Below are 12759 nucleotides of genomic sequence, written 5' to 3' on the forward strand. Positions count from 1 at the left end.
AGATCCGATGCCGTCCGATTACATCCTCACCCTGTCCTGCGAAGATCGTCCCGGTATCGTCTCGGCGGTGACGACCGAACTGGCCGGGATCGGCGCCAACATCGCCGAAAGCAACCAGTTCTGGGACCACGCGACCAACCGCTTCTTCATGCGCATCGCGATGCAGACCCAGAAGGGGACTCAGCGCGACGACGTCGAACGGGCGCTGAAGCCGGCGATCGAGCGCTTCGACATGCGCACCAGCATCACGACGACCGCGCAGAAACCGCGTGTGATCGTCATGGTCTCCAAGTTCGACCACGCGATGCGCTACCTGCTCTACCAGATCCAGGTCGGCTGGCTGGAAGCCGAGGTTGTGGCGATCGTCTCCAACCACGAGGACAGCCGCCGCTTCGCCGAGCAGGAGGGGATTCCCTACTACTACTGGCCGGTGAACAAGGAAAATAAGGCCGAGCAGGAAGAGAAGCTGCTGGGTCTGGTGCAGGAAAGCGGCGCCGATCTGGTGGTGCTCGCGCGCTACATGCAGGTGCTGTCGGACAAACTGTCCCGCCGGCTGTACGGCAAGGTGATCAACATCCACCACTCCTTCCTGCCCGCCTTCAAGGGCGCGAAGCCCTATCACCAGGCGCACGAGCGCGGGGTCAAGCTGATCGGCGCAACCGCCCATTACGTCACCCCCGACCTGGATGAAGGGCCGATCATCGATCAGGAGACCGAGCGCGTCAGCCACGCCATGAGCGTCGACGACTTCGTCGCCACCGGCCGGGACATCGAAAGCCGCGTTCTGGGGCGCGCGGTACGCCTGCACCTGGAACGCCGGGTCATGCTGAACGCCCACAAAACGGTGGTGTTCCAGCAATAGCGGTCTTGTTTTCGCGATAGATCGAAGGGCCCGGAGCTTCGGCTCCGGGCCCTTTTCTTGTGCAGCTCCGCCGCCGTCTATGCGCCCAACGCAGCCGCGTGGTGACGCAAGTGGTCTTCGACGAAGGTCTGGATGAAGTAGTAGCTGTGGTCGTAGCCGGGCTGCCGGCGCAGGCGGTAGGGCTGGCCGGCGGCGTCGGCCGCCTGCTCGAAGCGCTCGGGCTGCAGTTCGCGGGTCAGGAACTGGTCCGCCTCGCCCTGGTCGATCAGGATCTCGGCGCCACTCGCCCCCTGCTTCAGGAGCTCGCAGGCGTCGTGTCGCGCCCAGGCGTCCCGGTCGTCGCCCAGATAGCCCGCGAACGCCTTCTCGCCCCAGGGCACTTGCATCGGCGCCACGATCGGCGCGAACGCGCTGCAGGAGCGGTACAGGCGGGGGTGCTTCAGATGCAGCGTGAGCGCGCCATGCCCGCCCATCGAATGGCCCATCACGCCCCGGCGGTTCTCGTCGACCGGGAAATGCGCGGCCACGAGATTGGGAAGCTCTCGCGTGACGTAGCTTTCCATCTGGTAGTGGTGGGCCCACGGCTCCTGCGTGGCGTCCAGATAGAAGCCGGCCCCGCTGCCGAAGTCGTAAGCCTCGTCCTCGCCCGGCAGGTCAACGCCGCGCGGGCTGGTGTCCGGCATCACCAGGATCAGACCAAGCTCCGCCGCGACACGCTGCGCGCCCGCCTTAATGGTGAAGGTCTCCGGGGTACAGGTCAGGCCGGCCAGGTAGGTCACCGCCGGCAGCCGTGCGCCCGCCTTGGCCTGCGGCGGGCTGTAGACCGCGAAGGTCATGTCGCAGCCGCACACGTCCGAGCGGTGGCGGTAAAAGCCCTGCACGCCGCCGAAACACGCCTGCTCGCTCACCGTCTCGATGGCGGTCATCCGCTTTTTCCCTTTCGGGTGTTGTTAGGAGAACGGGGCGCAGGCGGGCGATCGTTCGCGGCCGTCCGCCTGCGCCCTGAGGTCACGTCACGTCGCTAGTAGACCACGACCGAGCGGATCGACTTGCCTTCGTGCATCAGCTCGAAGCCGTGGTTGATCTCGTCCAGCGACAGCGTATGGGTGATCATCGGGTCGATCTCGATCTTCCCGTCCATGTACCAGTCGACGATCTTGGGCACATCGGTACGTCCGCGCGCGCCGCCGAAAGCCGTGCCCTTCCAGGTGCGCCCGGTGACCAACTGGACCGGCCGGGTGGCGATCTCCTCGCCGGCCGCGGCGACGCCGACGATGATGCTCTCGCCCCAGCCCTTGTGGGCGCATTCCAGGGCCTGACGCATCAGCTTGACGTTGCCGACGCACTCGAAGCTGTAGTCCGCGCCGCCACCGGTCATTTCGATCAGGTGCTGCACCAGATCGCCGCCGACCTCCTTCGGGTTGACGAAGTGGGTCATCCCGAAGCGCTCGCCCCAGGCCTTCTTCTCGTCGTTCATGTCAACGCCGATGATCTTGTTGGCGCCGACCATGCGCGCGCCCTGGATCACATTGAGGCCGATGCCGCCCAGGCCGAACACCACGATGTTCGACCCCGGCTCGACCTGCGCGGTATTGACCACCGCGCCGATTCCGGTGGTGACGCCGCAGCCGATGTAGCAGACCTTGTCGAACGGCGCGTCCTTGCGGATCGGGGCTAACGCGATCTCCGGCAGCACGGTGTAGTTGGAGAAGGTCGAGCAGCCCATGAAGTGATGCAGCTTCTTGCCACCGATCGAGAAGCGCGAGGTCCCGTCCGGCATCACCCCCTGACCCTGCGTCGTGCGGATCGACTGGCACAGGTTGGTCTTGGGGTTCAGGCAGTATTCGCACTCCCGGCATTCGGGGGTGTAGAGCGGGATGACGTGATCGCCCTTCTGCAGATGCTTCACCTCGGGGCCGACATCGACCACCACGCCAGCACCTTCGTGGCCCAGAATCGACGGGAACTGCCCTTCCGGGTCGGCACCGGACAGGGTGTAGGCGTCGGTGTGGCACAGGCCGGTCGCCTTGATCTCGACCAGCACCTCGCTAGCTTTCGGGCCTTCCAGGTCGACCTCGGTGACCTCCAGCGGCTTGCCCGCCTCGTACGCGACTGCGGCGCGGGTTTTCATCGTGATCTCAAGCTCCCCTATCGAACGGAATCCGGGCTGCGAGCCTACAGACTCTCAGCCACGCGTACACCCCAGTCCTGCCAGAAGCGCCGGCCCCTCGACAGGGAACGTCAGAGCGTTCCCGGCCGACGCCTTCCCCACCTCAGCTGGGTCCACTATCCGCCTGAAAGCAGAGATCCGACAGGCGGCGAACGGATCACCAGGCCGGCAGCGGCTCCGGACGGAAGGTGCGCCGGGGCGCCGGCGCGGTGTCGGGTACCCCCGCCCAGCGAATCAGTGACAGCTCGCCAGACGGGTCTTCGACCACGGCCGTACAGCTATCCACCCAGTCGCCGCAATTGACATACAGCAGCCCGTCGACAACCTCCGCGCCGGCGTGGTGGATGTGGCCGCAGACCACCCCGTCGCAGCCATGCGCCCGGGCCGCCTGCAGCAGGTTCGCGCGGTAGCGTGCGATCAGGCCGACGTGGGGCAGCAACCGGTCCTTCAGCGCCGCCGACAGCGACCAGTAGCCGAGCCCGACGGTCTGCCGCCCGCGCCCGACCAGTTCGCTCGCGCCGACCCCCAGGATATAGGCGGTGCAGCCGGCGACGTACTTCGCGCTGGCCCGCGGCAGATGCGGCTCCTGCTGGTCGCCGTGGATCACCAGGAGCTTGCGGCCCTGCGCGGTCTCGTGAACCGTATGCGGGACAACCTCAATGCCCGGCAAATAGCGGCGCACGCCAAGGCGCGCGTGCAGTTCTGGATCGTGGTTGCCCGGCAGATAGACCAAGCGCGCGCCGTCCCGCGCCTTCTGCCGCAGCGCCCGGATCACCCGGGCATGACTGCGCGGCCAATAGTACCGACGGCGCAAGCGCTTTAGATCAAAGATATCGCCAACCAGGTACCAGGTGTCGGCGTCGTGGGCGGCAATGAAGCTCAGCAGTTCGTCTGCCTTCGCCAAACGGGAGCCGAGGTGGAAATCGGATAGAAAGATCGTGCGATAATACTGACGCTGCATCGGGCCTCCAAGCCACCGGGGCCACGGCGCTCCGCCTGGCCGACGGAGACACTATAGCGAAGAGGTTTTACGACTGCTAAATGGCCCGCATCGCCTCCAAGACAAATCGTACGACATGGCGTCCCCTAGAGATAGGGGAGGAACAGGCGGGCGCCGGCATCGCGCAGCTGCTGCCATTTCGGCCGGTTGGCCAGATCGGACATGTTGAGCCGACGGGCGCGCGCGATCTTGTCATCGATCAGCGCGTCGATCTCGGCCGTTAACTTGGTGTCATAGGTTTCAAGGTCCAGTTCGAAATTCAGACGGTGACTGCGCACATCCCAATTCGAGCTGCCGATCAAGCACAGCGCGCCATCCACCGTCATCAGCTTGCTGTGGTCGAACGGCTCGGGCGCCAGGAAGACGGTGTAGGAGGCGCCTGCAAGCATCCCGAGGTTGGCGCGCACCGCCCAGTCGACCAGACGCTTGTTGGTATGTTCCGGGATTACGATCTCGACATCGACCTGCCGCAGCACGGCCAGTGATAGCGCCATCTGCAGATGACGGTCAGGCAGGAAATAGGGGGTCACGATCCGGATACGCCGGCGGGCCTCCACGACCGCCGTACCAAGCAGCGTCTCCAGGCTGCCCATGTCCTCGTCCGGGCCGCTGGTGACTCCCCGAACCGCGGCGGTGCCGGCCGTCTCCGTATCCAGATCCGGCCACCACCGCGCGTCCGAGAGGCTTTCGCCGGTGGTAAAGCGCCAGTCGTCGGCGAATGACTCCATCAGGTGACGCACGGCTGGACCGGTCAACTCCGCGTGGACGTCGCGGATCGAGGGGGGCCTGCCCATCGTGTCGTCGGAGATGTTCATCCCTCCGGTGAACGCGCGCCGGCCATCTACGATCAGCACCTTCTTGTGGTTGCGCAGATTCAGGAAAGACATCTGCCAGGGCAGCCAGAAGTGCAGGAAACTGGCCACCGGCACGCCCATCTTCCGCAGGCGCTTGACCATCGGGTATTTCAGATAGCCGCCGCCGACCCCATCGATCAGCACGCGCACCTGCACGCCACGGTCCCGCGCCGCGGCAAGCGCGTTGGCGAAGGCCCGGCCCGTGCGGTCCTCCTCGAAGATATAGGAAGCAAGTGCGACGCTCTCGCGCGCTCCGTTGAGCGCCTCCAACATAGCCTGGGCCGCCTGATCGCCGGTGACGAGCGGGCGAATCCGGTTGCCGGCGGTCAATCGCCGGCCGGTCACCCGCCGGCCAACCTCCGCGATCCAGCCCACGTTGATCGGGACTTCCAGCTCCGGCCCCGCGCCCGGTTCAGGCGCAGGCCGGCCGGGGCGGTACAGGTAGGACAGCTGCCCCGCCTTGCGCGCGATCCGGTTGATTCCGAAAGCGCCATAGAGGGCCGAGCCGATCAGCGGCGACAGCCAGGCAATGCCGATCCAGGCGACCGCGCCGCGGCTGTCTTCCTTGGTCAGCAAGGCATGGCTGGTCACACGCGCGGCGGCGATGACATGCGTGATCCCCAGCAGGATCCAGAACAGATCGCTCATCCGGCCCGCCGCGGGCGTGTCTCAAAAGACGCGTTCATCGCTTTGTGAGGTGGGCATGCGCGTCTGCCAGTACAATCGGGCTGAACTCTGGGCGCGAGGTCTTCGGAGGACCGCCTTCCCCTCCACCGAACAGCGGGCTGCGCGGGGAGACAGGTCCAATCGCCGTAGGCTCGAAACAACCGTGGCCTCGCAGGCGCCCGCTACAGCTCCAGTTCCTGGTCCAGGTCCAGCTCGGTTTCGGTGTCGTCGATCACCTCGCCCTGCCCGCTCAGGCCCTGCGTGTGCGCTTGGCGGACATCGTCGCTCACCACCTTCAGCAGCTTGACCCGTTCCAGGCGCACCGGCTCCCCCTTGTAGCGCGCCGTGCGCTCGGCCAGACAAGCTCCTTCCAGACGGTAGTAATAGCTGTAGGCGTGATCCGGCTCGTCGAACACACGGGCATCCATGCGCCCATCATCCAGCTCGAAGCGCACCACGTACTTCACGACCCCATCCTCCCAGCGTTATTGACCTTGTCTGCCACCCGCGGCTGCTTTTACGGCCCAGCATCCATCGTCCCGCCAACACCGGCACACGTCAAACCTCTCCCATGCACCGGCGTTGGAAAAGAAGCCACCTAATCGGCCAAGCCCGTGGTCGGATCAACGCGAAGCACCGGCGATCTCGACCAGGCGGTCGTAGAGCGCCTGCTTGTCCGCCGCATACCCCAGATGCAGGCCGATCGCGTGCAACAGATCGCGCTTCCTGCCGCCGGCAGCGTCTGCCCCGGCCGTCGCCCTGAGCGCCGCCAGCCCACTGGCGTCGCCCCGGTAGAGATACTCGCCGCGCGCCAGATTCTGATCGGCTGTGAACGCCATGAAACCGGCGTCGCTGAGCTTCCAGTTCTTGGTGAACCAGAGCGTCACCAATAATTCGTCCTGCAGCCTGAAATCGACGGAGGTGCGCAGCATCCCCGCCTGCACGGCCACAACCTCGCCCGGGTGCATATCCCCTCCTTGCGCGATCCGTTCGCTGGCAGCGCTCAGGCCGCTCGCGTCACATGCGCGCTTATCACCCCTGTGCCCAGCCCGTCGAGGTAGCGGTCAGTCGCTCTGGACGGCCTGCAGATTGAGGCTCTGGCTGAGCAGCTTCGGGTCGTCCATCGCCATCTGTGTGATCTGCTCGAAGGTGACAGGCTCACTCGGCTCGGCCGTGAGCGTGAGCGTGCCGTCCTGCTCGACGAAACGGGCAATTGCCTCGCCCAGCGCGTCGGGGAGCTGCATCTCCTGTAAGCTTTGACGGATACTCTGCGCCTGCTGTTGACGCACCGCCTCCGGGGACTGGTCGGTCTGCTGCGCGCGCAGCTCGGCGAGCCGGCGCGCCAACCCCTTGTTCTCCAACCGGACGGTTAAGGCCTGCAACGCGGCCTCGCCCTGCAGCGCTTGCGGGTCCTGCTCCAGCCGCGCGCCCAGATCGCCGTCCAGCGGGATGCCGACGACCTGTGCGGTCACGTTCAACTGCGCCACATCGCGCAGGTCCATTTCCCACCGGTCGATCGCGAAGGTCCCCGCTTCGGGATGGTAGGACAGGGTGAAGCCGCCATCGCCCCGCACCTCCTGGTAGCCAAGCGCGGCCAGCGTCATCATCGACAGGCCGGCGTCGGGGTGCGTCACGTCGGAATAGCCATCGCGATAGTCCACCTTGAACGTGATCGGCCCCTCCGCCGGCGTCTCCACCGACAGGTCCATCGACTCCAGGGCGGCGATCCGCCGGCCCTGCTCGATCATCTCCAGCCCGTCGAACTGCAAGGCGCGCAGACCATCGCCGCGTACGGCCGTCACCAACGCCTCCAGACCCGGGTCGTCGGTCTTGGCATGCAGGCGCTGCAGGTCGTCGATGTCGGCATCGCGCACGCGGATGCGGTCGACCAGCACGCGGCGTACCGCCCCATCCCGATCCGCGCCCCGGGCGCGCTGCGCGACCCCCAGCGCCTGCACCTCCAGCCGCTCCAGTCGACCCTCGCCCAGCCCCCGCAGCGTCACCTTCTGGGCGCTGGAGGTGCCACGGGCATCCTCGACGTCGAGGTCGTTCAGGCGCGCCCGGCCGACGGATCGCACCCGATAGTCCTCGGCGAGCGTTACATCCCGGCCCCTGCCGGTCGCGATCGTCATGCGGCTGCCGCCGCTGACGACGGTCGCTTCTGTAAAGTCGAACCGCCCAACCGACTGCAGCATGTCCCCCTCGAACGCGGCGTCGTCGATCTCCAGCCGCTTGGCGCGCACGGTGACAGGCTCGGGCGTCTGATCGGTCTGGAAGCGCACGGCGTGCAATACCGCACCATCGCGTCCCTCGGCCTCGATCCGGCCATAGGACAGTTCCGTACCTTCGGGCAGTTGCGCCCGCCACGCGTCGAGCGCCTGCTCGAGCTGACGGTCGGCATAGGCCTGAACGCTGAACATCCCGACGGTAACCGCCAGCCCCAGCACTCCGGCAGCAGCGATCGCTTTACGCATTTCGGCGCTCTCCCTGACATCCGCTTCGATCGCCGCCAAGGTTACCGATCGCTGCCACACTGACCAGCGGCGACCTATGACCGTTGCAGGGCATTGGGCTTCGACAGACACGAAAAGGTTTGTCGAACATCCAAAACGACTCGACCGAACTGCACGCCCGGGTCGCTCAGGCCACGCGCGGCAGATTGACGCGAACCGGCGACCACCCGCCACGCGAGAGATCGGGGGCGCCACCAACGTTTTGGCAGAACACGGCCATTCATCGATGGATCAGACGTATGCTAACGAACGTTACTACCAAAAAGGTACCTCTCGGTTTTAGTAGCGCACGCCAGGATTGTGGCCAACTGTCCCCGCCGGACCAACGGAGAGGCGGGGATGGTACCGATGACAGACGGCATACGACGATCGACTCGCGGGGCGATTACACTGGCAATGCTTCTTTTTCTCTCACCACCAGCAAGCGCGGGGGAGGTGCATCGACACCTGGCCGCGTTTATCGACAACATGGCCGGCTACACCGCCGCATTGCAGGCTTGCGAGCACCGGATTGAAGCCAGGAGTGTCCAGAAGGCAATGCAGGGACGGCTGAGGTCCATTTTCGGACTCAGGGGCGAACCGCTCCACTACCAGCTGCAGCGCTACCAGATTCAAGTTTCCAAGTACCGCCACAGCTACGGCCGCTGCCCACTCGACCGAGGCGCCAGAAATCTCAACGCCGCAGCCAATGCCGCGGAAGCGTGGATGGCGCGCTGACTCCTAGGCGCGCATGCCCTGGCGCCGGATCGGCTGTGGTCGTGGGGTCGTCCCACACTTTAACGCCCACACCGCGCGTTGCCGTTTTCCGGGGTTTTGGGCCCTTTTTTCTAGCCCTCAGGGAAACAGTCATCTGGACAAACGAAACCCCCGTAAGCACCTAGCTTACGGGGGTTTTTGTTGGTAGCGGGGGAGGGACTTGAACCCCCGACACCGGGATTATGATTCCCGTGCTCTAACCAGCTGAGCTACCCCGCCCCAAGGGGCTGATTCGCCTTGCGGGATGGCCCCGCAAGCGCGTGCATGGGCGTATAGGGCGGCGGGCTTTGCCCTGTCAAGCATCGCCCGACACCGATCCGCCGCGCGCACGGATCGGCAAGGCGGAGAGCGCTGTCGCCGCCGCCGCTCAGGCGGGCGCGGCCACCCGGTCGGGGGTGACGTCGGCGGGCGCGTTCTCGGCGGTGAGTTCCGCCGAATCGATCCAGCCGCCACCCAACACCCGGGTCCCGTCGTAGCAAACCGCCGCTTGGCCCGGAGAAACGCCATGCTGCGGCTCGTCCAGGCGCAGGGTCAAACCGCCCTGCCCCACCTCGGCGACAGTGGCCGGTTGCGCCGGCATGGCGGAGCGCAGCTTGACCGTGACCGTGCGCCCGACTTCCGGCGCGTCGCCGTCCAGCCAGTTGAGCTCGCGCACGTGCACCAGATCGCGGGCAAGCGCGCGCTTCGGCCCGGCGACGACACGGTTCGTCTCCGGCTGGATCGCGAGGACGTACATCGCCTCGCCCATGTTGCCGAGCTTGAGGCCACGACGCTGTCCCACGGTGAAGTGGATGATGCCATCGTGGTGGCCCAGCACGTTACCGCTGCGATCGACGATCTCGCCCGGATCGCAGGCGCCGGGGCGCAGCTTCTCGACCACGCTGGCGTAGTCGCCGTTGGGGACGAAGCAGATGTCCTGGCTGTCCGGCTTGTCCGCGATTGCGAGACCCAGTTCCTCGGCCAGCCGGCGCGTCTCGTCCTTCGGCTGGCCGCCCAACGGGAAACGCAGGAAGTCGAGCTGCTCCTGGGTGGTGGCGAACAGGAAATAGCTCTGGTCCCGGCTGGCATCGACGGCGCTGTGCAGCTCCGCGCACTCGGCTCCCATGACGCGGCGGACGTAGTGGCCGGTTGCGAGCGCGTCGGCGTCCAGTTCCTTGGCTGTCGACAGCAGGTCGCGGAACTTGACCGTCTGGTTGCAGCGCACGCACGGAATCGGCGTCTCGCCGTTCAGGTAGCTGTCGGCGAACTCGTCGATCACGCTTTCGCGGAAGCGGTCCTCGTAGCCCAGCGTGTAGTGCGGCACGCCTAGCTTGTCGGCCACGCGCTTGGCGTCGTAGATGTCCTGGCCGGCGCAGCAGGCGCCCTTTTTGCCCACGGCCGAGCCGTGGTCGTAGAGCTGCAGGGTAACGCCCACGACCTCGTAGCCCGCGCGCGCCAGCAACGCGGCGGTCACCGAGCTGTCCACCCCACCGCTCATCGCCACGACCACGCGGGTCTGGCTCGCCGGCTTGTCGAAGCCGAGATCGGTCATGCCTCGATCACTCGTCTCAATCTGGTCGGTATCGCTTGGCCGGCGATATAACACCACTGAGCCGGTTCGGCCACGTCCCCCGCCGCCTACAGACGGTTCAGGATCATCGCGAGGCGGTCCAGCGGGCCGGGGTCGATGTGCAAGGCGAGCGGCGCGGTGAAATGGCCGCGCCAGGGCTCGAACAGGTTACGTTCCGGAACGCCCCAGCGCCGGGCGAGCGCACGGCCGCCATCGACCGGCATCACCGCGTCCAGCCGGCCCAGATGCATCACGATCCGCGAGGCCGGCATCACGGGCGCCTCCTGCGGCTCCAGCAGCGGGCGGAAGCGCGTCAGGGCGTCGTGATCCCACCCGGCCGCACGCACGGCCTGGAGCGCGCCCAGCCCCTTCGCCATCGCGCCCTCGAAGCCGATCTGCAGCATGTCGCCACTGGTCATGCAAAGAAACAGCGCGTCCGGCTGCATCTCCGCCGGCCAGGCGCGCGCCGCCGTCGCGGCGACCTGGGCGTTGAGGGCCCCCAGCGACAGCCCCCCGATCGCCACCGGTCCGTTGGAGGTGGCCCGGGCCCAGGCGATCAGTTGCGCCACCTCGCCCACCCAGGCCTGCACAAGATCGAGCCAGCCGAGCGGCGCATGCGCGAGCGCGGGCTCGCCACCCCAGAAGCCGGGGGCCATCCGGCTGCCATGCCACGGCCCCTCCGGCCGAACGACGCGGATGCCATGCCGACGTGCCAGTTCCAGCACCGGCTCACGCTGGGCGACCAGCATCTCCGGTTCCATGCCGATGCCGTGCAGGTGGATCAAGGTCGGCGCATCCGGCCGGTCTTCCGGCTCGACCACCCGGGCGCGCACCCGATCGTCCACGGGGAAGTCGCGCACGCCAGCCATCGGCGCCGGCCAGTCGACCCAACTCACCGCGCCGTCCGGGCCCGGCACGGCATGCGTCCGCCGCGCCTCGGGACGGGCCGGTGCCGGGAAAGCGGGGACGCGGCCTTCGGCCCGCCCCCCGTGCGCGGCCTCGACCGCCGCCGCGTCGCGGATGTCGAAGGCCGCCGCCGGCAACCGGGTGCGGCGGTGGACCGGCACGACCCGGGCCCGCTGCGCCATCAGCCGCTGCGCCGCGCGCTCGCGCTGGCGCTCGCTCGCAACCAGATGCGCGTCGGCCGGCCGGTGCTGGGCGTGGAAGTCTGCGTACCAGCCGCGCATCGCCGCCTGATAGGCGCGCTCCGCCTTGGGCAAGGCGCTGGCCAGACGCGCCAAACGGGCGCCCGAAACCTTGTGCACGCCGCAACGCGCCAGTTCCGCGCGCAAGGCATCGACGTCGCCGTCGGCCCAGCGCGCTGCGGCCCAACCGCGCGACAGCGGGAAGTAGGTCTTGCACACCCACCGCAGCAGCACGCGGTCGAACCAGGGACGCAGGGCATAGGGCGCGAGCGCCCCGTCCAGCCAAAGCTTGCGCTTCGGCTCGGGCAGACGCGCACGAAAGTCGGGCGGAGGCGTTGGCTCAGAACGGGGCATCGGTCGCGGCAGACTCGCTCACAGCGAAGGAGAGGAAGGTTTGGGAGATAATGAGATCGCGCCGCGCACGCCAGAACACGCTTGCCGTTCGCGCCGGATTCATCCCGGCCCGCCCCCACCGACAGACACCAGGAAGCCGCAGTCTCGGATAAGGTGCCGATCAGTCTTCGCGGTTCAGGCCCATATCCCAGAAGCCGATTTCCAGACGGGTCGCCTGACCGAAGATACGGCAGAGCTCGGACCAACGTGGGCTGCCGGTCACGTCGCTTCCGATCCGCGCCCGCGCGACCCGATCAATCTGGGCGCAGGCGCCGCGGCCGACCTCCTGAAACTCTTCGTCGGAATAGAGATCCAGCCATTCACGGAACGGGTTGCCGTCCCATACCGTCGCCGGGTCGGCGGCCAAGCGCGCGCCGATTTCCCCATATCCGACCACGCACGGCGCCAATGCGACCAGCAAATCGAGCAAGTCGCCCGAATGCCCGGTCTCCAGAACGAACCGCGTGTAGGCCAAGTTGGCGCGGGCCTCGGGCGTCGCAGCCATCTCCGCCTCGGAGATGCCCCAGCCCGCGCAGGTCTCGACATGCAGCTGAAGTTCCTGGTTGATCAGCGCATCGACCGTTTGCGAGGCGGCGCGCATCTCGTTCAGGTCGGGGGCTTTGTAAGCGACCAGCATCCAGGCGCGGGCGAAATGGCGCAGGAACAGATAATCCTGGATCAGGAAATGCTTGTAACTGGCCGTCTCCAGCGTTCCGGCCGCCAACTGCCGTACAAACGGGTGATTGACGTAGGCGTCCCAATTGCTTGCACAGGCCTTGCGCAGCTCGGCAGCCAGACTGCCAGCGGCGATCGGCCCCGGGGCGTCGGCATGCAGGTCGGTCATCGGCGCA

12 protein-coding genes and 1 tRNA gene are annotated in these 12759 nt (G+C 66.9%); 2 read left to right on the forward strand and 11 right to left on the reverse strand.

Features of this window, described 5'->3' with window-relative positions; translation table 11 throughout:
- Positions 1-7 precede the first annotated feature (7 nt).
- Entirely contained in the window at positions 8-862 is an 855-nt protein-coding gene (purU, locus tag RHOSA_RS0113815; protein ID WP_027289130.1) for a formyltetrahydrofolate deformylase, read from the forward strand.
- A gap of 77 nt (positions 863-939) precedes the next feature.
- On the opposite strand, the gene fghA is transcribed toward purU, so the two are convergent.
- The 7 genes from fghA to RHOSA_RS0113850 all read right to left on the reverse strand — a co-directional run bounded on the left by fghA (position 940) and on the right by RHOSA_RS0113850 (position 8026).
- Positions 940-1788, reverse strand: coding sequence for an S-formylglutathione hydrolase (gene fghA / locus RHOSA_RS0113820; protein ID WP_027289131.1), 849 nt, complete (start codon positions 1786-1788; stop codon positions 940-942).
- A gap of 95 nt (positions 1789-1883) precedes the next feature.
- Positions 1884-2993: an S-(hydroxymethyl)glutathione dehydrogenase/class III alcohol dehydrogenase gene (locus tag RHOSA_RS0113825; protein ID WP_027289132.1), complete on the reverse strand. Its 1110-nt coding sequence runs from the start codon at positions 2991-2993 to the stop codon at positions 1884-1886.
- Between the two features lie 196 nt (positions 2994-3189).
- Positions 3190-3993, reverse strand: a complete 804-nt coding sequence (locus RHOSA_RS0113830; protein ID WP_027289133.1) for a UDP-2,3-diacylglucosamine diphosphatase — start codon at positions 3991-3993, stop codon at positions 3190-3192.
- A gap of 125 nt (positions 3994-4118) precedes the next feature.
- On the reverse strand, positions 4119-5534 hold the full coding sequence (locus RHOSA_RS0113835) for a phospholipase D-like domain-containing protein (protein ID WP_027289134.1): 1416 nt from the start codon (positions 5532-5534) through the stop codon (positions 4119-4121).
- A gap of 200 nt (positions 5535-5734) precedes the next feature.
- On the reverse strand, positions 5735-6019 hold the full coding sequence (locus RHOSA_RS0113840) for a hypothetical protein (RefSeq protein WP_027289135.1): 285 nt from the start codon (positions 6017-6019) through the stop codon (positions 5735-5737).
- Between the two features lie 156 nt (positions 6020-6175).
- Positions 6176-6520, reverse strand: coding sequence for a hypothetical protein (locus RHOSA_RS0113845; RefSeq protein ID WP_027289136.1), 345 nt, complete (start codon positions 6518-6520; stop codon positions 6176-6178).
- 96 nt (positions 6521-6616) lie between these two features.
- Entirely contained in the window at positions 6617-8026 is a 1410-nt protein-coding gene (locus RHOSA_RS0113850; RefSeq protein ID WP_156092740.1) for an aq_1923 C-terminal domain, read from the reverse strand.
- 387 nt (positions 8027-8413) lie between these two features.
- On the opposite strand from RHOSA_RS0113850, the gene RHOSA_RS0113855 reads away from it, so the two are divergent.
- A complete protein-coding gene (locus tag RHOSA_RS0113855) occupies positions 8414-8782 on the forward strand; it encodes a hypothetical protein (RefSeq protein ID WP_207140266.1) in 369 nt (122 codons plus the stop codon).
- A 181-nt stretch (positions 8783-8963) separates the two neighbouring features.
- Here the strand turns inward: RHOSA_RS0113855 and RHOSA_RS0113860 are convergent.
- The 4 genes from RHOSA_RS0113860 to RHOSA_RS0113875 form a co-directional block, all read right to left on the reverse strand.
- Positions 8964-9040: transfer RNA gene (locus RHOSA_RS0113860), tRNA-Met, on the reverse strand.
- Positions 9041-9188: 148 nt separating this feature from the next.
- The gene (mnmA, locus tag RHOSA_RS0113865) at positions 9189-10352 is read right to left on the reverse strand and encodes a tRNA 2-thiouridine(34) synthase MnmA (protein WP_027289139.1); all 1164 of its coding nucleotides are present in this window, start codon (positions 10350-10352) and stop codon (positions 9189-9191) included.
- A gap of 86 nt (positions 10353-10438) precedes the next feature.
- Entirely contained in the window at positions 10439-11869 is a 1431-nt protein-coding gene (locus tag RHOSA_RS0113870; RefSeq protein WP_027289140.1) for a hypothetical protein, read from the reverse strand.
- 160 nt (positions 11870-12029) lie between these two features.
- Positions 12030-12752 carry a TenA family protein gene (locus RHOSA_RS0113875; RefSeq protein ID WP_037256368.1) on the reverse strand — a complete coding sequence of 241 codons (723 nt, stop codon included), beginning with the start codon at positions 12750-12752 and terminating at the stop codon, positions 12030-12032.
- Positions 12753-12759 lie beyond the last annotated feature (7 nt).

Source organism: Rhodovibrio salinarum DSM 9154 (genome assembly GCF_000515255.1).
GTDB lineage: Bacteria > Pseudomonadota > Alphaproteobacteria > Kiloniellales > Rhodovibrionaceae > Rhodovibrio > Rhodovibrio salinarum.

Excerpts from the sequence above, each read along its gene's own strand:
- purU (WP_027289130.1), top strand. The coding sequence starts at position 8 with ATGCCGTCCGATTACATCCTCACCCTGTCCTGCGAAGATCGTCCCGGT.
- fghA (WP_027289131.1), bottom strand. The coding sequence starts at position 1,788 with ATGACCGCCATCGAGACGGTGAGCGAGCAGGCGTGTTTCGGCGGCGTG.
- RHOSA_RS0113825 (WP_027289132.1), bottom strand. The coding sequence starts at position 2,993 with ATGAAAACCCGCGCCGCAGTCGCGTACGAGGCGGGCAAGCCGCTGGAG.
- RHOSA_RS0113830 (WP_027289133.1), bottom strand. The coding sequence starts at position 3,993 with ATGCAGCGTCAGTATTATCGCACGATCTTTCTATCCGATTTCCACCTC.
- RHOSA_RS0113835 (WP_027289134.1), bottom strand. The coding sequence starts at position 5,534 with ATGAGCGATCTGTTCTGGATCCTGCTGGGGATCACGCATGTCATCGCC.
- RHOSA_RS0113845 (WP_027289136.1), bottom strand. The coding sequence starts at position 6,520 with ATGCACCCGGGCGAGGTTGTGGCCGTGCAGGCGGGGATGCTGCGCACC.
- RHOSA_RS0113850 (WP_156092740.1), bottom strand. The coding sequence starts at position 8,026 with ATGCGTAAAGCGATCGCTGCTGCCGGAGTGCTGGGGCTGGCGGTTACC.
- RHOSA_RS0113855 (WP_207140266.1), top strand. The coding sequence starts at position 8,414 with ATGACAGACGGCATACGACGATCGACTCGCGGGGCGATTACACTGGCA.
- mnmA (WP_027289139.1), bottom strand. The coding sequence starts at position 10,352 with ATGACCGATCTCGGCTTCGACAAGCCGGCGAGCCAGACCCGCGTGGTC.
- RHOSA_RS0113870 (WP_027289140.1), bottom strand. The coding sequence starts at position 11,869 with ATGCCCCGTTCTGAGCCAACGCCTCCGCCCGACTTTCGTGCGCGTCTG.
- RHOSA_RS0113875 (WP_037256368.1), bottom strand. The coding sequence starts at position 12,752 with ATGACCGACCTGCATGCCGACGCCCCGGGGCCGATCGCCGCTGGCAGT.